The organism is Fictibacillus gelatini DSM 15865 (assembly GCF_000430745.1).
Lineage (GTDB): Bacteria > Bacillota > Bacilli > Bacillales > Fictibacillaceae > Fictibacillus_A > Fictibacillus_A gelatini.
Window position 1 is genome coordinate 1 of the sequence record NZ_KE387236.1, and the last position, 22,308, is coordinate 22,308.

Consider the following 22,308-nt stretch of genomic DNA (forward strand, 5'->3'; position numbering starts at 1 on the left):
ACCACATTGGTTGTGTAGGATTGTCTTGCTTTACGGTTTTTGAACTTCGGAAATTCAGCACGTCCAGAGAAGAAGTTTTTGTACGCCTTCTGCAAATTCAGTTGAGCGTTTGCCAACGCAAGGCTATCGACTTCTTTGAGCCATGCAAACTCCTTTTTGTACTTGGCAGGAGTCGGATATTTTTGCTTTTTCAAGGCTTCTTTGTCGTCCTTGAATTTCTCATATGCTTCCTTTCGTTCAGCCAACATTTTATTGTATACGAAACGAACTGAGCCAAAGGTTTTTGCAAGAAGTTGTTCTTGTTCTTGCGTTGGGTACAGACGGAACTTATATGCTTTGTTTGCCATATCGAATCACCTCCCCTTACTCATTATTATAGAACGAATGTTCCGTTTTGTGCAATGATTTCGGCTATCGTCAAACCGAAATTCATCTCCCCCTTAACCTTCACTCGCTACCGCATCGTTACGGTTTGAAGAGGGAGACTTCTTTCGGAGGAAGTAAAAGTTTCATCTGAAAAATACTAGCGCTTTATATGTGTCGAATCGTTTTATGAACCAATTATCATTTTATCAAAAATGGCCTGCTATTGTTGATTGGTTTCATTTTGTACAAGGGTGAGCTTTACGGAATGCTTCTTACCCTGGCGATAAAAATCAATGGCCACCTGATCCCCGATTTTCTTTTTTGTATACAGGTAGTTCCTCAATTCAACCGCGTCGTCTATCTTTTGTCCATCTAATGAAGTAATGACGTCAAGTTCCCGTAATCCTGCTCGTTGGGCGGGTGAATTCGTTTCAACCTGTACAATGACTGCTCCGTAATTGACGCTTTCCGGCAAATGTAACGTTTGTTGCCTATCGTTTGCCTGAACTTCAGAAAGAGAGATGGGGCTTATCCCAATAGAAGGCCGTTTGACATGGCCGTATTTTTCGAGCCTCTTCATAATCGGTTTTGCTTCGTTGATCGGGATGGCAAAACCAATCCCTTCAACCCCATCTTGCGCAATTTTCATTGAGTTAATCCCGATGAGTTGCCCGGATTGATTAATTAATGCTCCTCCGCTGTTCCCTGGATTAATGGACGCATCGGTTTGAATGACATCCACTTGCCAGTCATCGACACCATCATTGTTCCAATCGATTGGCATCGTCCGCTCAGGAGTGCTTACGATCCCTTTCGTTACAGTACCTTCCAGATAGCCGAGCGGATTTCCGATCGCAATGACGGATTCTCCCGTTTGGAGATGATCGGAGTTTCCTAATTCGGCGACCTTTGTCACCTTGCTGCCGTCGATTTCGAGCACGGCAAGATCCATTAATTCATCAGAGCCAACCACCTTTGCTTGAACTTTCTTGTGATCACGTAAGCTGACCTCAATCTGATTGGCGCCTGCAATGACATGATGATTAGTAACGATATACGCTTTTCCGCCTTCCTTTTTGTAGATGACTCCCGATCCGGAGCCACTCTCCCCGTCCGTTGCATCATTTAAATTTTTATTTTGCAAGTTGGCTACTCCTACTACCGCATCCATTGTCTTGTTAACCGCTTCCGTCATCTTCGAATGGACATTTACGGCGACGTTTTTTATACTCTGGCTGCTTGTCTGGCCCCCAGCTGACTCTTCAGGTGCTTTCGTCGCATGTTTTTCCCCTAACAATGAAATGGACGAGACCATAATAAGACCGCCAAGAACCGCTCCTGCTAATCCTGCGGGAAAAGCCCGGCTCCGCTTCCTTTTCTGCTCCGGCGCTTGCTCAACTTGTTCATCATAAAAGCCCATAACGTTCACCTTCCCCATTTTTCTTACCGCTATCGGTATCGTACTCTATTTAAATGAAAATTTGATGAAATCATGGCTGGCATAGAAAAAGGAAGCCCCCATTCAGGAGACGAACAACTCCTTATGGGTCTTCCTTTGATTTCTTTTTTAAAATGGCCTGGTTCACCGGATTTAAACGGTAAACTATTGAGGAATGCTTACTTTGAGGGTGATCGATGCCATTGGGATAACTACAAATTTTAGTACATCCTTTACTGTTGAACCTTTTTTGAGTCAAGAATAAACATAGATGCATCGTGTCCCATGAATATTTTACTTCCTGAATAAATAGTTTTGAATTGAATATCCCTATACCCTATTTTAGTCATTATATTCGCTAGCTCTTCTGGATTAAATCCGTTATGAACAATATCCGAAACTATTTTTTCATTTTTATTAAAATCTACGATTAGCAAATGTCCATTTTCATTTAGAGCATCAAATAATCTTGATAAAACTAATTTAACATCATGAATGTGGAGTAGAACCTGATTCATAAAAATATAGTCGGCATGTATATCCTTTAAACTTTCCTTTTCAATATCAAAGCATAATGTATCTGCATTCTGAATATTAAAATTTGTTATTTTTCCCCTGACTTGATTAATCATATTTTGTGATGTATCCAGAAAAAGCATAGAATTAAACTCATTTAATAAGTTCATCCCGACAAGACCAGTACCACACCCAAAATCAATAGCATTCTTACTTTTAGGGTCAACTAAAAAATTACGGATGGCATCAGATGCAACCTTTGCAATTTGGATTCTTTCAGGGGTGTCATATTTATTAGCTATCATTTCAAACTTATCAGTATTTCCCATTGTTAACACTCCAATCTCCTTTGATAACCAGGCCTTACCACTAAAAAGCTTGTCCTTATTGAGGATACGATTATGCATATCACCATTCTACAACTCTTGCGCTACAATACGGACTACACATTGAATTTTGACAGTCGCAAACTATCATAAGTCTCTGTCATTTCAACTACAAATGATGTTAGCAAAAACTCTTTAAACTGTTGCATAATATGCTTTCACAAGGTACAAAACGCTTTTTCCATTCTTATAACGTCTCTCGAATGTATGTTCTTATTTAGATTATACTATAAGTTTAAAAAGGTATCAAAGATCAACATTATTCTTTAACAAAGCCTAAATTTAAAAATCTCATCCACAGCCTGGCGATATCCGCCCGATTTTTGAAAGGATTCTTTAATAGTTGCAGCGGCTTTATGGAAAGATGGGTCACTTAACACATGGTCGACAGCTTCACGCAGTTGATGAGCAGTCAGGCTTTGCATCTGTAATTGAATGCCGGCTCCGAGTTTAGCAACTTGTCCGGCAATGATCGGCTGATCCGCGCTTAGCGGAATTACAACAAGCGGTACCCCGTAATAGAGGCCTTCATTGGCGCTGTTCATTCCGCCATGCGTGATAAATGCTTTCGTGTATTTCAGCAATTCCGTTTGTGGAACATAATTTTTCACAATAAAGTTTTTGGGGATCTCCCCCAAATCAGATCGTTGAACTTTATTCCCAATCGACATGACCACCGTATGATCCGTGTTCTCAAATGCCTTAAAACAAAGCTTATAGAAATCAATATTCTGGTTTAAGACCGTGCCCAGTGAAATGTAAATAAGGCTTTTTTCCTTGAGTGCAGTAAAGTCGAAGTTTTCTTGCGCTCGCCGTAAAGAAATGGATGGCCCTACAAATTTGTAAGTTGGGTCAAATGTTTCTCCAAAAGGTTGAAACTCCCTGGTGGTATAAACGATTGTAAGGGGTGCAGGATTACAGAAAACTTCGTATGGAGAATGGATCTCCACAGCATATTTAGCTTTCACCAATTCCGCCAGGCGATGGAATTCATCGTATATTTCTGCAGGAATTTTTTGTTGGTCCAACATGTGATCAAATGATTCCTTTGTCTCTGCAAAAGAAGTACACGAATTAATTGCCGGAAGTTTAAGGATTTGGGCAAGCAGACGTCCACATCCAAACATGGAATCGTGGATCATATAATCAAAATGTTCTCCTTTGATTTGCTCCAGAACGCCAGGTATCATTATATCTGCCGTATGCAAAAGGCCGTTGATTCTTTCGAGTAAATAAGTTCTTCCACCTGAGATAAAGGCTTTTATAAATTTTTCGCCGTCAATCGTCCGAACAGTAGCTCCTGTCTTCTCTATACGCTCCCGAAAAGCTTCGATCGTAAAGTACACTACCTCTTCTCCACGCGAAATCAGCTCCTCTACAACTCCAATCGTTGGATTGACATGCCCTTCTGATCCGCCATTAATAAATAAAACACGTGCCATGATAACCACTCCTTTAGTGTAAGGATATTTTTTCTACTCCTACAGGAAGGCCTTCAACTAACGAAAGCCTTTTTACTGGCGAAAAGAGTACAGGTACCTTTCATTATCGCCAAAAAGGTATGCGAAAAAAGCACACCTTACTCATACTTTTTCAACGAGGTAGTCTGGTTTCAGCACTTTCGCCTGGCGTCCCCAGCTAAAAATCCAGCCAACGAGGCCCTCACTAATGGTGGCGTTTGTTTTGATGCGGAAATGTTCGTCATCGACTTTTCGGATATCCGCATCCAGACCAAACCGGTCGTACATCGCATTGAATAGATTCATGTGGAATGGAATTGCATCAAATTCCTCTTTCGACCATGTTGTTATCTCTCATTATAACAATGTTTGGGAAGGAATAAGTACCTTTGCCCCCCGCAAGTTCTTCCAGTCCACGTGAAAAAGCGTTAGCTCAGGAGAAAGCTAACTTTTATCACCGGTCTTTTACTTATCGCTCGATTCTGAGAAGATTTTTTCCATGTTCTCTTTTATGGTAAACTTGTACAAACAAAGGAGAGTGGATAACGGTGAAAATTAATTTTACGAAAAAACAATTTGAAACGCTGATTGAGCTTGTATATGCTGGCCATTGGATACTTAATAGCCATCGGAACGAGGAAATTGAAAAGTATAATGAGGTAGAGCAATTGATTTATTCGTTTGCAAAACCGTTCGGATTAGAGCATTTTATTGAATTTGATAAAAAACTGGATGGCTATTATCCGACATTGGAATTTGAAGATTCCATGGAGGAATTGATCGCCGAGTATGATGACCGTGCCTTTTGGGACGAACTCGTTGACCGATTGGCCCTGCGCGATTTAACAAAAGAAGGTATTGAAGGAAAGTCTAATGAGGAGATCATGGAAAGAAGAATTGAACTCGAAGAAAAATATGAGATTGAATTTGAAAAACACCACCTCAATCGTTTGAAAATTGAAAAGTAATTTCCCCTTAGCAAAACGAAGGCGATGACCGCTTTCGTTTTTTTATTTGCCCGCTCCCGCCTCCTTCTATGAAATTGTGTGCAATTCGTGAACGTTATGCAACCTGTGACATTTGTCACATCCGAAATGTAAAGAAAAGTATACGATGACTGTGTCTTTCTTTTATGAAGCATTTTGTTTGAAAGGAGCTGAATCAATATGAAGAAGCTTGCAATGGCGAAAACTTCTTTGCTGCTTCTCTTGTCTGCATGTTTATTAGCCGGATGTGACAAACGGTTTATCCTGCTTCACCCGAAGGGACCTGTCGCGCAAAAGGAATATGACTTAATCGTTCTATCGGCCATATTGTGCGCGATTGTTGTTATCCCTGTTCTGGCACTTCTCGTTTTTATTGTTATCCGGTACCGGGACAAACCTGGAAATAAAGCTACTTATCGGCCGGAATGGAATGAAAGCAAATGGCTTGAAGTTTTCTGGTGGGGCATTCCGATTGTCATTATTGGCGTTCTCGGTTTTTATACGGCAAAAACGACATTTGCCTTAGTGAAGCCGCCGGTAACGAACGTGAAGCCGGTGACGATTCAAGTGACGTCGCTCGATTGGAAATGGCTGTTCCAATATCCCGATCAAAAAATCGCCACTGTCAATTATGCGGAAATTCCTGCCGGTGTGCCGGTTCAATTTGTCTTAACGTCGGACGCGCCAATGAACTCGTTCTGGGTGCCGCAATTAGGAGGGCAAGAATATACGATGCCCGGAATGGCGATGAGGCTCTGGTTACAGGCCGACAAGCCAGGAACATATTACGGTTCTGGCGCCAATTTTACCGGGAAAGGATTCGCCCATATGAAATTCAAGGTGGTCGCGAAACCCCAGTCCGAATTTCTCGCGTGGACGAAACAGGTGAAGAAAACCGCCCCGGCATTAACGAAAGAAGGGTATGAAAAACTCGCCCGGCAAGGTCTTGCTGAAAAAACGGCATTCTCTTCCTACCCGGCTGGACTTTTTGAAGAAATCGTCGATAAAAACGGCGGAAAATATATGAGTCATGAAATGAAACATGGACATGGCCACATGCATCAGCATGACGAGAACTAACTGAAAGGAGGAAATTAGATGAAAGACTTCTTTGTTACTGGCGATCCGCTCATTTACGGCGCGGATGCCGCGATTGTCGTGACGGTTGTTGCCATTGTGTTTGTTTTGACATATTTCAAAAAATGGCGCTGGTTATGGCGGGAATGGATCACAACCGTTGATCATAAAAAAATCGGTATTATGTATATTATTTGTTCGCTCCTTATGCTTTTCAGGGGCGGGGTTGACGCGATATTAATGCGTCTTCAGCTGGCGATGCCAGACACGAAATTTCTTGAATCCCAGCATTACAATGAAATTTTCACCACGCACGGAACGATCATGATTTTATTTATGGCGATGCCATTTATGTTTGCGCTCTTTAACTGGGTCATCCCGCTTCAAATTGGAGCGAGGGATGTCGCGTTTCCTTATTTAAACGCGCTCAGTTTCTGGCTATTTTTCTTCGGAGCCTTATTATTTAACATCTCATTTGTCATCGGCGGCTCGCCTGATGCCGGATGGCTTGCGTATCCGCCGCTATCCGAACTGTCACACAGCCCTGGCGTTGGCGAAAACTTTTACATCTGGGGGATTCAAATTTCCGGGATCGGAAGCCTGGCTTCAGGCATTAACTTCCTCGTTACGATCTTGAAAATGCGCGCCCCTGGAATGAAACTGATGAAAATGCCGCTCTTTTCCTGGTCGGTACTCGCAAGCTGCATTACGATCATTTTTACATTCCCTGTACTGACGGTGACGCTTGCCCTGCTTTTTGTCGACCGGTTCTTTGGCGCCCATATTTTCACGATGGACGGCGGCGGAAACCCGATGATGTATGTGAACTTAATCTGGATGTGGGGGCACCCTGAAGTGTATATCGTTGTTCTGCCGGCATTCGGTATTTATTCGGAAGTCGTCAGCACCTTCTCGAAGAAGAAAATTTTCGGCTACACGTCGATGGTGTTCTCGATGATGATCATTAGCGTTCTTTCCTATTTCACATGGGTTCACCATTTCTTTACGATGGGAGCCGGCGCGGATGTCAACGCGTTCTTCGCAATTACGACAATGGCGATTGGCATACCAACAGGCGTGAAGGTTTTCAACTGGCTGTTTACGATGTTCCGCGGCCGGATCCGGATGACCCAGCCGATGTTATGGACGCTCGCCTTCGTTCCTTGTTTTCTTGTTGGTGGCGCAACCGGGGTCATGCTTGCCGTCGCGCCTGCGGATTATCAATATCATAACAGCTATTTCCTGATCGCCCACTTCCATCAAACATTGATCGGGGGCGTCGTCTTCGGGTATTTAGCCGGACTTTATTACTGGTGGCCGAAAATCTTTGGCTTTAAATTGAACGACAGGTTGGGAAAATGGGCGTTCTGGCTATGGAACATCGGATTTTACGTTTGCTTCATGCCGCAATATGCGCTCGGATTCATGGGCATGACGCGCCGTGTGTACACGTACGGCTGGGACATGGGCTGGGCGCCGTACAACCTTGTCTCAACAGTCGGTGCATTTCTCATGGGAATCGGCTTTGTCGTGCAAGGATGGCAAATTATTTACAGCATCAAGCGCGGCGAACGTGATCTGACAGGTGATCCATGGAACGGACGGACGCTCGAATGGTCGATTCCGTCACCTCCACCGGTCTACAACTTCGCTAAAATACCTGAAGCCAGCGAGCAAGATGCCTGGTGGGAAATGAAGAAAAAAGGAATCAAGCCGACTGCCACTTCCTATGAAGCGATTCACATGCCGAAAAACTCGGGCATTCCATTTTTAATGTCGGTATGCTGGTTTATCGCCGGGTTTGGCTTAACATTCCATTGGATTTGGATCGGGCTAGCGGGACTCGCTGGTGTCGGAATTTGTTTATTGGCCCGTTCGTTCCAATACAAAACAGAGTATTACATCCCGGCAAAAGAAGTAAGCCGGATAGAAGCGATGTATAGAAGGGGGGCCTAGCCGTGCAACAGTCGATTACACCTCAACATGAACACGAACATCATGAATCGATGAAAGTGTTCGGATTCTGGATCTTTCTCATGACCGATTGCATATTATTTGCGTGTCTATTTGCCACCTTTGCGGTATTGCGCACACATACAGATAGCCCTTTTACAGGGAATGAACTATTTGAAATTCCGGGCTTTACCGCTGAAACATTTATTTTATTAACAAGCAGCTTCACGAGCGGGTTAGCTACCCTTGCCATGAATAAAGGAAAGGTGAAGCCGCTCATCGGGTGGCTCGCCGTGACGGTTCTGTTAGGTGCCGCTTTTATCGGTCTTGAAATCAATGAATTTATGAAAATGGTATCAGAAGGCGCTACGATCTCGACGAATGCGTTTCTATCATCCTTTTACACGTTAGTGAGTACACACGGTTTGCACGTGTCCGTCGGCATAGTCTGGATGATCGCAATTATGATTCAGTTAAAAAAGCATGGCATACAATCGGTAACGAAGCGAAAAGTCCAGGTCATGAGCTTATATTGGCACTTTTTAGATGTCGTTTGGATCTTCCTCTTTACCGTCGTCTATTTAATGGGGGTGATGTAAATGGAATCTGAAAAACATCACGGCTCCTTGAAAGCGTATGTTACCGGGTTTATCGCATCGATTGTACTGACAATCATTCCGCTCTTGCTTGTCGTCAATCATACGTTTAAAAAAGGAACGCTCACAGTTGCGATTTTAGGCATGGCCATCTGTCAGCTGTTCGTCCAATTGTTTTTCTTCATGCATTTAAAAGATGAGAAAAAACCAAGATATAACGCAATGGCTCTCGTTCTCGGCATCATCTTCGTCTTCACGATCGTCGCCGGCTCCATTTGGATTATGTCATTTAATGAACAAGTTCATTAGAGCGGGAAGCACCTTCAGGCACAATCGGAGGTGCTTTTTCCTATATCTCCTTAATGCATAAATAATCTTTGATCATTCAAAAAGAGATATCGGTCCACTTCTACATTCTTATCGGTCTATTGGCTCAAGCTATCGATCAATGAGCAATGTTTTTCGGTCAATTCCACTCACTTATCGTTCAATTGGCTCAGGTTATCAATCAATGAGCAATGTTTTTCATTCATTTCTCCTCTTCTTTAAATATTCCGGGATAAAAAAACGCCCTATGTCTAAGCCCATAGAGCGTCACTTTAATTATTCGTCAATTCCCAGTTTCTTTTTGATTGCAATTTGATTTTCTTTTATCATCGCGATTTCCACCTCAAGCTTTTCCATTTTCTCTATTATTGGGGCAAGCGCTTCTTGAAGCATCATGCGCAAGCGGTCACTTTTTTCCATATTCATGTTTAATCACTCCAATTTATCTTATAGGCGGCAAATCGATGCCGGGCATCCTTCACAATGGCTCATGTTCTTTAAATGTTCAATGTCGTAAATAAGCATCGTATTCTTTTCGACCTCGATGATGCCATCTTTTCTCAACTGGTTCAACATCCGGTTAACCGTTTCACGCGTTGCGCCAATCATTTTCGCAAGCTGTGCATGGGACAACTTCATTTTCACACGAATGGCTGGCCCATCCTGGAATCCGTATGTGTTGATCATTCGGATAAGAGTAGAACTGAGGGCCCCAAACTTTCCGTAAAATAATAGATCCCGCATTCGCAACTGCATCGAGCGCTGAATGTAAGCCATCCAATTCATTAGTTCGAAGGCAAACTCTTTGTCCGAAAAAAACAAGCGCTGCAGTTCCTCTTGATGAATAGCGCCAATCGTGCACGGTTCTACTGCTTCTGCCCGCAATGCATGCGTTGGACGGTTGTCATCCTTTAATTCGCCAAAAAAATCACCGGAGAGCGCATAACTCATCGTCAATTCTTTTCCATCGTCCGCTGTTTTCGAAAGTTCCACCGTACCACTTTTTACATAAAACCATTTATTCGCTTTATCGCCTTCCTCATAAATACTTGCTCCCTTTTTCACTTTCACTTCATCCATTATTCCAATCAACTGATGGAAATGTTTTGTGGAAAAAAGATTTGAATTGGGAAAATGCCTCTGACAAGTATAGAAAGATCGTGCGAGTTCCATTAAATACCCTTCTCTCTTTTAATTGGTATATTTTTATTATAATGGAACGTAAAGCATAGGAAGTGACGGAAATCACATCATTTGGTAAGATTTTTTGACAATAGGAGATTACGTTGATTTTTTGAACAAATTTGTCATATAACATAATAATACGTTATAATCTAAGTAACGAGAAAAAGGGAGTCATTTGAATGAAGCTAAATAATCAAACATCGGTACCATTGTATAGCCAATTGAAACAGATCATTTTGGAAGATATTGACCGGGGGGTTTATTCTCCCGGAGAAAAAATGCCGACGGAATCGGAGTTGTGCGATAAATACGGGGTAAGCCGGATTACCGTTCGGAAGGCCGTGCTTGACTTAGTCGACGACGGTATTTTAATTCGCCAGCAGGGTAAAGGTACATTTGTCCAACGCCAGAAAATTAAACGGGAATTGATCTCGATTACCGGGTATTCCGAATTTATGGTCGAATCGGGCAAAAAGCCAGATACAAAAATTATTTCCCTCAATATTTTACATGCCTCCGAAGAAATTGCCGATAGCCTTGCCATTGAGCCCGGTGATGAAATTTTAGAGATGAAACGAATTTTATTTTATGACGAAATGCCTTTTGTATTCGAAGTTTCCACATATCCATTAAAATTAGTGCCGAATTTGGATCAATACATCCACGAATCCATTTCAACTTATGAAATTTTAAAAAATCGGTATCATCTATACCCGGCGCATAAAACGGAATTGATCAACGTCATATCCGCACACGCGGAAGAAGCGAAATATTTGAACTGCGAAGTCGGGACGCCTCTTTGCAAGATTGATAAAATCGCTTATGATGCTGACCGCCAGCCGATCCACACTTCCGCTTTATATTACCCGGCTGACCGCGTCACCTTTACGATTAACAGCTCTATTCCACAAAATCCTTAATGCTAAAAACGAGCTAGCGAATGTTACATGCTAACTCGTTTTTTATTATGAAAAAGAAGGAACTCCTACTATTATAACGAAAATTTAAGTCTAGCCAGCCTTTATTACCTCCGAAGAACTATTATATATTGAGGAATTGGCGCTTTTAGTTTAATAGGTAGATTGTGCTTCAGTTGTCCTATTTTCTGGTTAGATAGGAGGAAAAAATTTGCTTGATAAAATTAAAAAGTTACTAATAAAAGGTGAAAAGAATGAGATTGATGACAAGTACGTTTTCGTTCCAGAAAGTGAGATCAACGAAGAATTAAAAAGAAATATAATTGAATTGGAAAGATTAAGCGAGGAATGGAGCAAGGTTTTTCAAAAAAAATATGCAAATGAATTCGAAAGTCGAGGAAAACAGAATCTCAAAATATGGATTTGTAGAGATATTGATGGGGATGGAATAGGCAACTTAACCAGTGAGAAATGCTTAGAAAAAGAGTATCGCTCTCAAATAGCGATAGATTATGATGGGCCAAAATTTGATGATGATTTTTATGCTCATACGATTTTATTATGGTATTACTTTACTGGGGGCTCCAAAGGTTCCGGGACATTATATGACTTATCAAAAAATGATTTACAAACAGATATGGAAGAAGCTTTAAAAATGTTGCTTTCGACAAAAAACGGTCCCAAGGTACGCGAGATATTTCTCGATGAAGAAATAGATGAAGAGAACTTTGTTCATATAATAAGCAGCATTTACCCGCAAGAATGTTATATTTATGCGATTATTCCTGAAGATGAACAAGAACTATTAAACCATCTTTCAAATGATTTTATTGAAGTTAATAAATTCCCGTTGCCACGAGTTTTTCCAAGGGAAATAGGTCACTTGGGATATGTGAATGACATCCACAAATGGTACGTTTACGAATTTTTTTTACGGTCTACCTCAATGGATTATCTAGTTTTTACCAACATTGATGTATCAGAACATTTAAACAAAATAAACAAAAAGAATGTCAACATATACAAAATTTTCGAAGACCATAAAATTCCGCATATAACCATCGGTCCTGATGGTCAATGGCTAAATCTCGTTCAGTATTGATGGTTGAAGTGAAAAGGAATCCATCGATAATGAATAGAACCCCTCAAAAATTGGAATTGCGTTAAAAATGAACTTTGGAGGCAAATAAAATGATAGATGGGTACGCTAAAATGGATGAGTGGATATCAATCATTTCAGGATGTTTTTCGGCCATTCCCTCTTCTTTCAATTTTTAGCATCCACTTTCCATCGGTCGCTTGATATAATATAAGTTACATTAGCCTTTTGGGAGGTGATGAGAATGGCAATGAAGTTTGCATTGCCTGATTCTGCAACGGCCCATGCAAAGCCTGGTATTGGGGGCGATACTTTGCATGGGGCGGATCCGAGCTAAAATCGCCCGGGTGACGTATCTCATTTCGAATACCAGCTTTGCACCTTATTTTCTTTGAACAATTTAAAAATAAGGGGCTGGCAGAAATGAAATATGTAAATGCGGCTGCGATTTTGCCTGAAGAGCTGATCGCAGAAATCCAAAAGTATGTTCATGGCAAAACGATTTATATTCCTAAGCCATCAGAGAAGCACGAAAAATGGGGAACGCGTTCTGGAGCGCGAAAGTTCGTCGATGATCGAAACGCCATGATGAAAATCGCATATAAACAAGGAAAGACGATTGACGAATTATCCAGGGAATATTTTCTCGCAACGGAAACGATTAAAAAAATTGTTTATTCTAAATAAATGAGTTTTGAAGCACTGATGATCTTATGAGGAGATGATCAGTGCTTTTTTATATGGCGAGTTTATTTGTTAATCATCTTTTGCATTTCTTGAGATGATCTGTTTTTTTACAATGAAAGATGAAGGCTTCAATGAAACGAGAACAGGAGTGGTAAAATGGAACCTTTTATTAGAAACGATCAGTATAACTTCATTAAGGCCCAGACACGCATTCTTATTAATGGACATCGGACGGTTAATGATCCAGGGGTCCTTGATGCATTACAATCGATCACCAGGGAAAAAGTCTTGAATTTGTTCACTGCCGCCGGCGACGAGGAACTACAGTTGATTAGCCCTATCGTAACGGTTAAAGATTCGTTGGATGAGGAGCGTTTTTTGTCAACATTAAAGCCGTATGTAATTCCATTTCAGGTAACGGAACAAATGATCAAAAAATTATTCCGCAAAGTAAAGAATTTAACCATTCCTTCCTTGAAAAACATCGATCTAGCGGAGATTTCCTACTTAGGCTGGGACGATAAAGGATCAGGGAAAAAATATATTGTCGCTCAATACCAAAATCGGCTCATCGGTTTGGAGGGGACATTTAACTATTTAAATAAAAAGGGCATTTGCGCGATATGCAACAAATATGAAGAAGTGGGCTTGTTGATGTGCCAAACAAAAGGATCACATCAAAGCGGCTATATTGCAAGAGGAAACCACATTTGCCTGGATAGCCGCCGGTGCAATCAGAATTTAACTACACTTGAAAAATTAAATAAATTTATTGCCAGATTGATATAAGGTGATCCGTTTGATCATGGATTTCTCTAAAAGTGAGGATCAATTAAGAGAATGCTGGGATCAGAGTCTGGCCCATTATTGAAATCGCCGCATTTCCTGATGGAAGAATGCGGCCTTTTCTGTGTCTAAAGCTATTGGACCGCCAGCTCATTTTTCGGAAAATAGTCCAATCCATAGCCGAACGCGCCGTAATTTTTGCATGTTTCCGAAGCATTTGCTGCCCCGTGGCGTAAAGCTTTTTCAATACTGGACTCCGCCATGTAAGACACTAAAAAACCTGCGATAAACGAATCCCCCGCCCCTAATGTATCAATAACGTCCGTCGGGATGACGGATTTCCGATACACTTTTTCTCCGTTATAGAGGAGCACGCCATCCGCTCCACGGGTGATGCAAACGACTTTTGAGCCTAACCTGTACGCTTTGTGCATTAATACACGGCATTCTTCCTCTGTTAAATGACTGCCGGAGAAAAAGGCATATTGTACATACGGGCACACTTTTTCTAAATAGTCTTCATTCGTTTGAGTTGAAAAATCAAAAGAAATGGCAATCGCATATTTTAAATCCGGCAACACATGCTCGATATTGCTGTAAACGCTAGTATGAAGCAAGTCGTGCTTTTCGATAAATGAATAATCTTCCGGCGTCAAGCGGATTCCAAGCCTGGATTGGATTCCTCCCTTGTTGGATCCAATGAAAACCCGATCGCCATGTTCATCAAGGCTGACTACCGCCATCCCATTTTCCCCATAACCCTGGCGGATCCTGCTAAAGTCAACCTTCTCCTTTTCCAAAACGTCGATAATATGCGCCGCGGCCATGTCATTTCCGAGTATTCCGATATAGGATGAATATTCCACATTTAAGCGCTTGCATAAAACAGCAACATTGAGCGCATTTCCACCAGGGTAAATTTTATTTTGATGTTTGTAATAATCGACAACGTTATCGCCAATCGCGATAATCTTCATCATCATCCCGCCCTTCTATCCTTTTAAACCGCCGTTTGCCAGTCCGCGGATAAAATATTTTTGCATACATAAAAATAATAAGATGATCGGAGCCGCTGAAATCGTCAAACCGGCAAGCAATACTCCCCATTCGGTCTGAAGAGCATCCCTGAACTGCATTAACCCTGCAGGTATCGTTCTTAGTTTATCATCATCAATGAAAATGATCGCAAACATGAATTCATTCCACGTATAATAAGCGGTCAAAATAGTTGACGTTAAAAGAATCGGCTTGCTAAGTGGGACGAAAATCCGCCAAAATATTCCAAAGGTTGAACATCCGTCTAAATAGGCTGCTTCCTCCAATTCTTTTGGAATCGAAAGGAAATGCGATCGTATGAGCAGCACTGTAAATGGGATGCGATAAGCAACGTATGGCAATATTAACGCCCAATACGTGTTAAAAAGGCCCATTGATTGAATAAGTTTATATAAAGGGATCAAGCTTACTTGCGGTGAAAGCATCAGTCCCCCCATGCAGAAAACGAGGATGATCGTTTTGAATTTAAATTCAAATCTTGATAGCGCGTAGGCCCCAAAGGCGCTTACGGCTACAGTGATCAAGCATGATAGAAAAGTGACGATGACACTATTGAGAAAGTAAGATGAGATCCCCGTATTCCATGCGGTTACATAATTTTCAACGAGCCATTTTGTTGGAAGCGACCAGCTATGATTGAAAATGCCGTCCGTATCTTTAAACGAACTCATGACCATCCAAAAAAGCGGATAGGCGATCACTAGCAAATAAAGAATGAGAAAAGCGTACGTTCCTGTCAGCCCCGCATAGCTTTTCACTCTCTTTTTGCGCTTTCTCACGTTTACGTTTACCTGAACATTGAGTGCTTGTCCCGACACTTTCATGATTTATCCCTCCTTTCCCGTTTTGAACAGTTTCATTTGTATAAGGGAAACTACGAGCGTAATCGCTAGTATGACTGTCGCGATCGTCGAAGCATAGCCCATCATATCTTTAGAAAATGCCGTTTTATACAAGTACGTACTGAGCACTTCAGAAGCGTTACCGGGACCTCCTCCTGTTAAAATATAAGGTTCATTGAATACGGTAAAAGCTCCCGTTAAAGTAATAATGACAGCGACAAATGACATCTCCTTCGTTTGCGGAACCGTTACATGAAAAAACATCTTAATTTTATTGGCTCCGTCGATCTCTGCTGCTTCGTAAAGCTCATTTGGAATTTTCTGAATGGAGACGATATACAGCATGGCAATATAGCCGATCGACTGCCACTGGGAGACGGCAATGACGGCAAACATAGCGGTCTTGCTGTCGCCGAGCCATGCCATCGCCAGATGATCGAGCCCAATGGCGCGGAGCAATTGATTCAACAGCCCGACATCCGGATTATAAAAAAAAGTAAACAAAAGCGCGATCACGGTCATTGAGATGATGACGGGCAAAAAATAGACCGTCCGGAAAACCGGCGAGAACCGGCGTACGAGCTTATCCTCCAGGATCGCCGCAATGACAAGCGCGCCGAACACTTGAAAGATAATGGAGATAACAGCGTACCAGATGTTATTTTTTAATGCCTCGTAAAAAATCGGATCGCGAAATAATTGTAAATAGTTCTCCAATCCTACGAAAATTTTTTCAGGCGAAAACGCGTTCCAATCATAAAAACTAAAACCGATGTTTTGAATGATTGGAATATAGACAAATAGGATGAGAAAGAGAATTGCCGGAAAAAGATAGAGATAAGGAAGCAGTTTTCTGTTCTTCGACATTTATGGATCACCCCTTAATGGAGAAATAAGGTGGGAGACAGCCCCACCCTTATTGAGAAGATTCTCTGAGAGATGCGGCTGCCTTTCGGACATCTTTCATGATGCCTTTCGGCGATTTTTGCCCGTTTAGCATCATTTGCACCCCGTTGAGATACGCATCAACAATTTCAATGTCGACATCGGTATCAAACCATGGAACCATCTCTTTTGCATCTAAAATTTTATTCACCGCTTCGATTTGCTCAGGGGTTGCATTCGTTCGGTTTGTCGTTTCTTTTACCGCGCTGTATTTACCAACGTCTTTCACTAGTTTTTCACCCATTGGTTTCGACGTTAAAAACTCTAAAAATTTCATCGCTTCTTTCGGGTGCTTCGTTTTCGCTGAAATCATAAATCCTTCAGGAGCTCCTGTCAGAAAATCCTTGCTGCCTTTTTCTCCTGGAATGGATGGAAAATCAAAGAATCCTAACTTAAACTTAATGCCTGGCTCCACCAGCTTGATTTCCGCTGTTTCGGCATAAATGATAGCCGCTTTCCCGGCAGTGAAAAGCTGTCTTGCGTACTCGTGGTCAATTGAATTCGGATGGTCGTTAAAATATGGCACTAGCTCTTTGAATTTTTCCAGTGCTTCCGTATAGCCCGGATCCTTAAACTCCCCCGTTGCCCTGTTATAGTCTTTTTCACGCGTCTTTTCATCCACAAGCCTTTGATTTAACGTGCCGATATAATGTGAAATGGCCCAGGGAGCCTTGCTTCCAAAAGCGATCGGTGTATAGTGGTTCTTCTTCAATACTTTCGAAACGCTAATAAGCTCTTCCCATGTCCTCGGAGGCTGAATATTCAGTTTTTTAAAGATATCTTTATTATAGAAAAATGTTTTTCCATCCATTGTCCATGGCACGCCATATTGCTTTCCGTTAAACGTAAATGGGCTGATTTGTGACTGGACAAGTTGCGAAGACCATTTTGCATCTTCTTTATAGTAAGGCGTTAAATCTAACGCTTTGTTTCCTCGCACGAATTTGTCTGCAAATTCATCGCTCCAGGAAAAGTAAATGTCCGGCGGATTATTCGTTCCAAGCATTACTCTAATTTTTTCTTTGTACGAATCATTCAGGACGGCTTCCGTTTGAATATGGATTTTCGGGTTTTGTTTTTCAAACTCTTTGACTGCGTTATCAAAAAACGATTTTTCAGGATCTTTCGGCCAGCGATGGAAAAACTTTAGCGTCACTTCGCCATTTTTTTCGGACGGTGATTGCCCACCGGAACATCCTGCAAGCAATGCGGAAACGGCGACGAGAAAAACAAGCAATATTCCGAATCTTTTTCGCATAAAGCATGGCACCCCTCTTTTTTTAAATGGATAAAAGAAAATTATATTATAACGTTATATAACATTATAATATAATTTTCAAAAAAAGATAGAAATTTTTAATAGATCAGCGCATTGACCTTGTCCAAAAAGGGACAAGTAAGGGATTCCCCTACTTTTCAACAACTCTATTAATATTCTACCTTCCACATATAACGTCTTTTACTAAGTGGATGATTGCGCTCATCCGCCAATCGGTCGGCATACTGCCTGAGCACTCGATTTAACACAAGCGGTGCGATATACCCTTTCACTTCCTCATCAATTCCTTCAAGATTAAATTCTTTCGCATCGAGAACTGTAAGCTTTTTGCCGTACCGCTCAGAGAAAGACAGCGCCCGTTCTTCAAGCGGCCTTGTCTCATCCAATCCTAATAGAATGATGAACGGCACTTTTTCATCAATGATCTCAAATGGACCATGGAAGTACTCGCCCGCGTGAATGGCATGCGAATGAATCCATTGCATTTCCATTAAAATGCAAATGCTAAAAGAATAGGCTACGCCATAGTTTGATCCGCTGGCCATCGTATAAATGATCGGCTCATCTTTATGTAACTCGCCAAATTGCCGGGCGCTGTCCTCTTCTTTTTTTAGCGCTTTGTCATAAACCGATTGTAAGTTTTCAAGGCTTGCCATTATTTTTGCCAGTTGGTCATTCTTTTCAGCCACTTGTAATAATCCGAACGTTAATTGATACATGATGCTGTAGTTTGTATTGATCGCTTTCGCTTCATCGCCCCACTCATATTTCACATAATAATCTGCATTTTTCGCGAGCGGCGACTGTGGCTCGTTCGTTAATGCTACTGTCATCGCCCCTTTATCTTTTGCGAATTTCGTCGCTTCCACCGTTTCAGGCGTTGTTCCTGAATGAGAGCACAAGATGACGAGCGACTCTTTGCCAAGGCCTTTCGGATTTCTATGAATGAATTCATTTGAACTATATAAATCAGATACAATTTGAACAGCTTCACGGTCCATGACATATTTGCTCGGATACATTAAAGCGGATGATCCTCCGCAAGCGACAAAAAACACATTTTTAATCGTGCGTTTTTTCAGTTCCTCTAAAACCTCTTGCACTTGACTATTGACGGCTACTTGAATATTGCTCATTTGGATGACTCCTCCTTTACTTTTATATAACATTACATAACAATATATAATGTTATGTAATGTATTATATAACCGCAGTTCAGTCCCGTCAATTCGTTTTTTGAAAATTTTATGTTTTCTATCTCCTATTCCAGAAATAAACCTGGTATTTATTAAACAATTCAGAGGAACTATCGATCATTTTAGGGCGCTTTTCAATCTTTTTGCAGCAGATGTCAATCGTTTCAGGATGCTTTATAAATCTATCAATAGCCCTTTTTCCAACTATCAACTAAAGCCGTTACCTTCTACTCCCCGCCATCATAATCTATTACCAATTACTAGAATGCTAGGAGGTATTCATCATGTTTAGTTTTTCGGTCATCCAGTTAGCGCGTAAAATGAGCCATAAACTGGATCACGAGTTGCGCAAGAATTTAGTGGGACTCTATCATCCTTTTCGGAAAATCCCCTGTTTTCTTCATCGGCCATTTGAGATGGTTGCAAAAAGAATGAAAAAACTGCCGGTCATTATCGAATTTGAGCTAAATGAGGAGGCGTTTGCAAACGGGCTCTCCAGCCTTAAATCGCATAAAGGGAAAATCAAGCACGAATACCCGGCCATTTCTTGTTGTTCCGCACATCTTTCTATTAAAACATTAGAAAAAGTGCTAGAGAATTGCGAGCACATTAAAAAGATCCATTACGACCGCAAAATAAGTCTTTTGCTTGATAATGCAAGCGCATCCATTAAAGCTCCAGCCGTTAATGAATCCGGAATTACCGGCAAAGACGTTACCATTGCCATCGTTGATACAGGAATCTATCCCCATGAAGATCTTAAAGACCGCATCGTCGCGTTTAAAGATTTTGTGAATAATAAACAAGCGCCTTATGATGATAATGGCCATGGTACCCATTGCGCGGGGGATGCCGCGGGCAATGGGTCCTTATCCGATGGAAAATATAAAGGACCTGCCCCTGAGGCGAATCTTGTCGGCGTGAAAGTGCTCAATAAGATGGGATCCGGTTCGTTGTCGACCGTTATTGCAGGCGTAAACTGGTGTATAGAAAATAAAGAAACATACAACATCGATATTATTTCTATGTCACTAGGAAGTGAAGCTACACAATCGGCCAAGGACGACCCGGTCGTCAAAATCGTTGAAAAAGCGTGGGACAGTGGCATTGTCGTCTGTGTTGCTGCGGGCAACAGCGGGCCTGGACAAAAAACCATTTCAAGTCCCGGAACCAGTCCAAAAGTTATTACCGTTGGCGCCATGAAAGACAACAATACGAACGACAGGAAGGACGATGTTGTCGCCGATTTCTCAAGCCGTGGTCCTACCATCGACGGATTGGTCAAACCTGATTTGCTTACGCCAGGAGTTAATATTATTTCTACTCGTTCTCCCGGTTCTTTTTTAGACAAAACGAATTCTTCCAGCCGGGTCGGCAAGAATTACTTCTCGTTATCCGGAACGTCAATGGCCACCCCAATTTGTGCCGGTGCCGTGGCATTGATCATTCAAAACGATCGCGGACTGTCACCTGACGAAGTGAAGCAGAAACTGCTATCCGGCGCTGAAGATTGGGGATTGTCGCCGAACACGCAAGGGAAAGGCTATTTGGATATTCAAAAAGCTGTTGAAAGCAGCGGATCGTAACGCCATAGTTTGGACCAAGTAAAGGTAAGCACCTATTGAATAGGTAGCTTGCCTTTTTATTTGTAATGGTAAAATTTTTCTGAAATTTACCACTTTACTAAAAGTTTGGTTTTGGATAAAATATTCGTAGAAGATTTGACAAAAATCGACTATATTTTTTGCTACAGGAGGATTGGCATGAACTTATTTCGCAAAAAAACAATAGGAGGAAAAAATTCAGAAAGTTCGCTCAAAAAGGTACTAGGAGCAATGGACTTAACCATGCTCGGAGTCGGAGCAATCATTGGAACTGGAATTTTTGTCTTAACTGGAGTCGCTGCTGCAAAATATGCAGGACCTGCACTCATCCTTTCGTTTATAATTGCCGGTTTAGCCTGCGCATTTGCGGCGCTATGCTATTCTGAATTTGCCTCGATGATGCCGGAGTCTGGAAGCGCTTACACTTATAGTTATGTTGCTTTTGGCGAAATCGTAGCCTGGATTCTGGGCTGGGATTTAGTGCTGGAGTACGGCCTCGCGTCATCAGCTGTGGCCAGTGGCTGGTCCGGGTATTTCCAGGGGCTGTTATCAGGATTCGGGATTCATTTTCCGACTTTTCTGACAAGTGCGTTTGATCCGGCGAAAGGCACGATCATTGATTTGCCCGCTGTTCTCATCGTTTTACTGGTTACATTTATTCTTTCCAGAGGGGTTAAGGAGTCGGCCAAATTCAACGCTATTATGGTCATTATTAAAATCGCGGTCGTTCTTCTCTTTATTGCCGTTGGGGTTTGGTACGTCAAACCCGTGAACTGGGCTCCGTTTATGCCATTCGGCTTTTCCGGAGTGGCTACGGGAGCTGCGGTGGTCGTATTTGCCTACTTTGGCTTTGACGCCGTTTCTACGGCAGCTGAAGAAGTGAGGAATCCGCAGCGCAATTTGCCAATTGGCATTATATCGGCATTATCGATATGTACCATTTTATATATTATTGTTTCATTAATTCTTACAGGAATTGTTCCATTCCAAAAGCTAGGAGTGAAAGACCCGGTTGCATTTGCATTGCAGTTCATCCATCAGGATTGGGCGGCAGGATTCATTTCACTCGGAGCCATTGTCGGAATTACAACGGTCCTTATCGTCATGATGTTCGGCCAGACCCGCTTGTTCTATTCTATCAGCAGGGATGGGCTACTCCCGAAGAGGCTTTCTAACGTCCATCCGAAAAGAAAGGTTCCGATGACGAGCACATGGGTAACCGGGCTATTGGTTTCTGCATTTGCCGGACTGGTTCCGCTTGATAAATTGGCCGAGTTGACGAACATTGGGACGTTATTCGCTTTCTCCGCCGTTTCTCTTGGCGTTGCTGTATTGCGCAAAACCCGTCCTGACATCAAACGCGGGTTTAAGACGCCATGGGTTCCCTTCATACCAGCCTTAGCCGTTATTTTCTGCGTCTATTTAATGTTCCAGCTACAGGCGTTTACATGGAAGGGATTCTTGATCTGGCTGGCACTCGGACTCATCATTTACTTTACGTATGGCTATAGGAACAGCCGGCTAAATGAAACCGGCCAAAAGAAAGAAAATGTTGTTTAAGGACAGTGCCGTTAGCCGGCGCTGTTTTTTTCATGCCCAAATAGGCT

Annotated in this window: 23 protein-coding genes; 11 read left to right on the forward strand and 12 right to left on the reverse strand. The window is 42.0% G+C overall.

All coding sequences use genetic code 11. The annotated features are described in order from the left end of the window. The 5 genes from H538_RS0122555 to H538_RS0122575 form a co-directional block, all read right to left on the reverse strand. Positions 1 to 347 (reverse strand): RNA-guided endonuclease InsQ/TnpB family protein (locus tag H538_RS0122555; RefSeq protein ID WP_026678712.1); only part of this gene is annotated, 347 nt, incomplete at its 3' end. 239 nt (positions 348 to 586) lie between these two features. Continuing rightward, on the reverse strand, positions 587 to 1,786 hold the full coding sequence (locus H538_RS0122560; RefSeq protein WP_026679508.1) for a S1C family serine protease: 1,200 nt from the start codon (positions 1,784 to 1,786) through the stop codon (positions 587 to 589). 251 nt (positions 1,787 to 2,037) lie between these two features. Further along, complete coding sequence (locus H538_RS0122565; RefSeq protein WP_026679509.1) at positions 2,038 to 2,649, reverse strand: class I SAM-dependent methyltransferase; 612 nt, start codon at positions 2,647 to 2,649, stop codon at positions 2,038 to 2,040. Between the two features lie 323 nt (positions 2,650 to 2,972). Beyond that, on the reverse strand, positions 2,973 to 4,148 hold the full coding sequence (locus H538_RS0122570; RefSeq protein WP_026679510.1) for a macrolide family glycosyltransferase: 1,176 nt from the start codon (positions 4,146 to 4,148) through the stop codon (positions 2,973 to 2,975). A gap of 141 nt (positions 4,149 to 4,289) precedes the next feature. Next, on the reverse strand, positions 4,290 to 4,472 hold the full coding sequence (locus H538_RS0122575) for a WCX domain-containing protein (protein ID WP_026679511.1): 183 nt from the start codon (positions 4,470 to 4,472) through the stop codon (positions 4,290 to 4,292). A gap of 242 nt (positions 4,473 to 4,714) precedes the next feature. Here H538_RS0122575 and H538_RS0122580 point away from each other — a divergent pair, with 242 nt between their 5' ends. The 5 genes from H538_RS0122580 to cyoD all read left to right on the forward strand — a co-directional run bounded on the left by H538_RS0122580 (position 4,715) and on the right by cyoD (position 9,087). Beyond that, a complete protein-coding gene (locus H538_RS0122580) occupies positions 4,715 to 5,134 on the forward strand; it encodes a hypothetical protein (protein WP_026679512.1) in 420 nt (139 codons plus the stop codon). A gap of 198 nt (positions 5,135 to 5,332) precedes the next feature. Continuing rightward, positions 5,333 to 6,232: a ubiquinol oxidase subunit II gene (locus tag H538_RS0122585; RefSeq protein WP_035352069.1), complete on the forward strand. Its 900-nt coding sequence runs from the start codon at positions 5,333 to 5,335 to the stop codon at positions 6,230 to 6,232. A gap of 18 nt (positions 6,233 to 6,250) precedes the next feature. Next, positions 6,251 to 8,185, forward strand: coding sequence for a cbb3-type cytochrome c oxidase subunit I (locus H538_RS0122590; RefSeq protein WP_026679514.1), 1,935 nt, complete (start codon positions 6,251 to 6,253; stop codon positions 8,183 to 8,185). Positions 8,186 to 8,187: 2 nt separating this feature from the next. Next, positions 8,188 to 8,781: a cytochrome o ubiquinol oxidase subunit III gene (gene cyoC / locus H538_RS0122595; protein WP_026679515.1), complete on the forward strand. Its 594-nt coding sequence runs from the start codon at positions 8,188 to 8,190 to the stop codon at positions 8,779 to 8,781. Next, a complete protein-coding gene (gene cyoD / locus H538_RS0122600; RefSeq protein ID WP_026679516.1) occupies positions 8,782 to 9,087 on the forward strand; it encodes a cytochrome o ubiquinol oxidase subunit IV in 306 nt (101 codons plus the stop codon). A gap of 294 nt (positions 9,088 to 9,381) precedes the next feature. Here cyoD and H538_RS26340 read toward each other — a convergent pair whose 3' ends face one another. Both H538_RS26340 and H538_RS0122610 read right to left on the reverse strand, forming a co-directional pair. Further along, complete coding sequence (locus tag H538_RS26340) at positions 9,382 to 9,531, reverse strand: hypothetical protein (protein WP_154658065.1); 150 nt, start codon at positions 9,529 to 9,531, stop codon at positions 9,382 to 9,384. A 21-nt stretch (positions 9,532 to 9,552) separates the two neighbouring features. Continuing rightward, entirely contained in the window at positions 9,553 to 10,170 is a 618-nt protein-coding gene (locus H538_RS0122610; protein WP_161627229.1) for a Crp/Fnr family transcriptional regulator, read from the reverse strand. A gap of 299 nt (positions 10,171 to 10,469) precedes the next feature. Here H538_RS0122610 and H538_RS0122615 point away from each other — a divergent pair, with 299 nt between their 5' ends. The 4 genes from H538_RS0122615 (at position 10,470) to H538_RS0122640 (ending at position 13,782) form a co-directional block, all read left to right on the forward strand. Continuing rightward, the gene (locus H538_RS0122615; RefSeq protein WP_026679518.1) at positions 10,470 to 11,210 is read left to right on the forward strand and encodes a GntR family transcriptional regulator; all 741 of its coding nucleotides are present in this window, start codon (positions 10,470 to 10,472) and stop codon (positions 11,208 to 11,210) included. A gap of 208 nt (positions 11,211 to 11,418) precedes the next feature. Next, positions 11,419 to 12,309, forward strand: a complete 891-nt coding sequence (locus H538_RS27085; protein ID WP_322786434.1) for a hypothetical protein — start codon at positions 11,419 to 11,421, stop codon at positions 12,307 to 12,309. Positions 12,310 to 12,729: 420 nt separating this feature from the next. Then, positions 12,730 to 12,993, forward strand: coding sequence for a CD3324 family protein (locus H538_RS0122635; RefSeq protein WP_026679519.1), 264 nt, complete (start codon positions 12,730 to 12,732; stop codon positions 12,991 to 12,993). 156 nt (positions 12,994 to 13,149) lie between these two features. Further along, entirely contained in the window at positions 13,150 to 13,782 is a 633-nt protein-coding gene (locus H538_RS0122640; protein WP_026679520.1) for a FusB/FusC family EF-G-binding protein, read from the forward strand. 131 nt (positions 13,783 to 13,913) lie between these two features. On the opposite strand, the gene H538_RS0122645 is transcribed toward H538_RS0122640, so the two are convergent. From H538_RS0122645 to H538_RS0122665, 5 genes are all read right to left on the reverse strand, one after another. Further along, positions 13,914 to 14,756, reverse strand: a complete 843-nt coding sequence (locus H538_RS0122645; protein ID WP_026679521.1) for a fructoselysine 6-kinase — start codon at positions 14,754 to 14,756, stop codon at positions 13,914 to 13,916. A 15-nt stretch (positions 14,757 to 14,771) separates the two neighbouring features. Further along, on the reverse strand, positions 14,772 to 15,659 hold the full coding sequence (locus H538_RS0122650) for a carbohydrate ABC transporter permease (RefSeq protein ID WP_051291649.1): 888 nt from the start codon (positions 15,657 to 15,659) through the stop codon (positions 14,772 to 14,774). 3 nt (positions 15,660 to 15,662) lie between these two features. Then, positions 15,663 to 16,544, reverse strand: a complete 882-nt coding sequence (locus H538_RS0122655) for a carbohydrate ABC transporter permease (protein ID WP_026679523.1) — start codon at positions 16,542 to 16,544, stop codon at positions 15,663 to 15,665. 49 nt (positions 16,545 to 16,593) lie between these two features. After that, positions 16,594 to 17,880 carry an ABC transporter substrate-binding protein gene (locus H538_RS0122660; protein ID WP_026679524.1) on the reverse strand — a complete coding sequence of 429 codons (1,287 nt, stop codon included), beginning with the start codon at positions 17,878 to 17,880 and terminating at the stop codon, positions 16,594 to 16,596. 170 nt (positions 17,881 to 18,050) lie between these two features. Beyond that, positions 18,051 to 19,037 carry an SIS domain-containing protein gene (locus tag H538_RS0122665; protein ID WP_026679525.1) on the reverse strand — a complete coding sequence of 329 codons (987 nt, stop codon included), beginning with the start codon at positions 19,035 to 19,037 and terminating at the stop codon, positions 18,051 to 18,053. Positions 19,038 to 19,381: 344 nt separating this feature from the next. On the opposite strand from H538_RS0122665, the gene H538_RS0122670 reads away from it, so the two are divergent. Both H538_RS0122670 and bcaP read left to right on the forward strand, forming a co-directional pair. Continuing rightward, on the forward strand, positions 19,382 to 20,683 hold the full coding sequence (locus H538_RS0122670; protein WP_026679526.1) for a S8 family peptidase: 1,302 nt from the start codon (positions 19,382 to 19,384) through the stop codon (positions 20,681 to 20,683). Between the two features lie 177 nt (positions 20,684 to 20,860). Then, positions 20,861 to 22,261, forward strand: a complete 1,401-nt coding sequence (gene bcaP, locus H538_RS0122675) for a branched-chain amino acid transporter BcaP (protein ID WP_026679527.1) — start codon at positions 20,861 to 20,863, stop codon at positions 22,259 to 22,261. Positions 22,262 to 22,308: the final 47 nt, after the last annotated feature.

What these genes read in the sequence shown, in the direction of transcription:
- H538_RS0122565 (WP_026679509.1), bottom strand. Translation starts at nt 2,649, where the DNA reads ATGGGAAATACTGATAAGTTTGAAATGATAGCTAATAAATATGACACC.
- H538_RS26340 (WP_154658065.1), bottom strand. Translation starts at nt 9,531, where the DNA reads ATGAATATGGAAAAAAGTGACCGCTTGCGCATGATGCTTCAAGAAGCG.
- bcaP (WP_026679527.1), top strand. Translation starts at nt 20,861, where the DNA reads ATGAACTTATTTCGCAAAAAAACAATAGGAGGAAAAAATTCAGAAAGT.
- H538_RS0122635 (WP_026679519.1), top strand. Translation starts at nt 12,730, where the DNA reads ATGAAATATGTAAATGCGGCTGCGATTTTGCCTGAAGAGCTGATCGCA.
- H538_RS0122670 (WP_026679526.1), top strand. Translation starts at nt 19,382, where the DNA reads ATGTTTAGTTTTTCGGTCATCCAGTTAGCGCGTAAAATGAGCCATAAA.
- H538_RS0122665 (WP_026679525.1), bottom strand. Translation starts at nt 19,037, where the DNA reads ATGAGCAATATTCAAGTAGCCGTCAATAGTCAAGTGCAAGAGGTTTTA.
- H538_RS0122655 (WP_026679523.1), bottom strand. Translation starts at nt 16,544, where the DNA reads ATGTCGAAGAACAGAAAACTGCTTCCTTATCTCTATCTTTTTCCGGCA.
- H538_RS0122640 (WP_026679520.1), top strand. Translation starts at nt 13,150, where the DNA reads ATGGAACCTTTTATTAGAAACGATCAGTATAACTTCATTAAGGCCCAG.
- H538_RS0122575 (WP_026679511.1), bottom strand. Translation starts at nt 4,472, where the DNA reads ATGAATCTATTCAATGCGATGTACGACCGGTTTGGTCTGGATGCGGAT.
- H538_RS0122585 (WP_035352069.1), top strand. Translation starts at nt 5,333, where the DNA reads ATGAAGAAGCTTGCAATGGCGAAAACTTCTTTGCTGCTTCTCTTGTCT.
- H538_RS0122560 (WP_026679508.1), bottom strand. Translation starts at nt 1,786, where the DNA reads ATGGGCTTTTATGATGAACAAGTTGAGCAAGCGCCGGAGCAGAAAAGG.
- H538_RS0122570 (WP_026679510.1), bottom strand. Translation starts at nt 4,148, where the DNA reads ATGGCACGTGTTTTATTTATTAATGGCGGATCAGAAGGGCATGTCAAT.
- H538_RS0122650 (WP_051291649.1), bottom strand. Translation starts at nt 15,659, where the DNA reads ATGAAAGTGTCGGGACAAGCACTCAATGTTCAGGTAAACGTAAACGTG.
- H538_RS0122615 (WP_026679518.1), top strand. Translation starts at nt 10,470, where the DNA reads ATGAAGCTAAATAATCAAACATCGGTACCATTGTATAGCCAATTGAAA.
- H538_RS0122660 (WP_026679524.1), bottom strand. Translation starts at nt 17,880, where the DNA reads ATGCGAAAAAGATTCGGAATATTGCTTGTTTTTCTCGTCGCCGTTTCC.
- cyoD (WP_026679516.1), top strand. Translation starts at nt 8,782, where the DNA reads ATGGAATCTGAAAAACATCACGGCTCCTTGAAAGCGTATGTTACCGGG.
- H538_RS0122645 (WP_026679521.1), bottom strand. Translation starts at nt 14,756, where the DNA reads ATGAAGATTATCGCGATTGGCGATAACGTTGTCGATTATTACAAACAT.
- H538_RS0122590 (WP_026679514.1), top strand. Translation starts at nt 6,251, where the DNA reads ATGAAAGACTTCTTTGTTACTGGCGATCCGCTCATTTACGGCGCGGAT.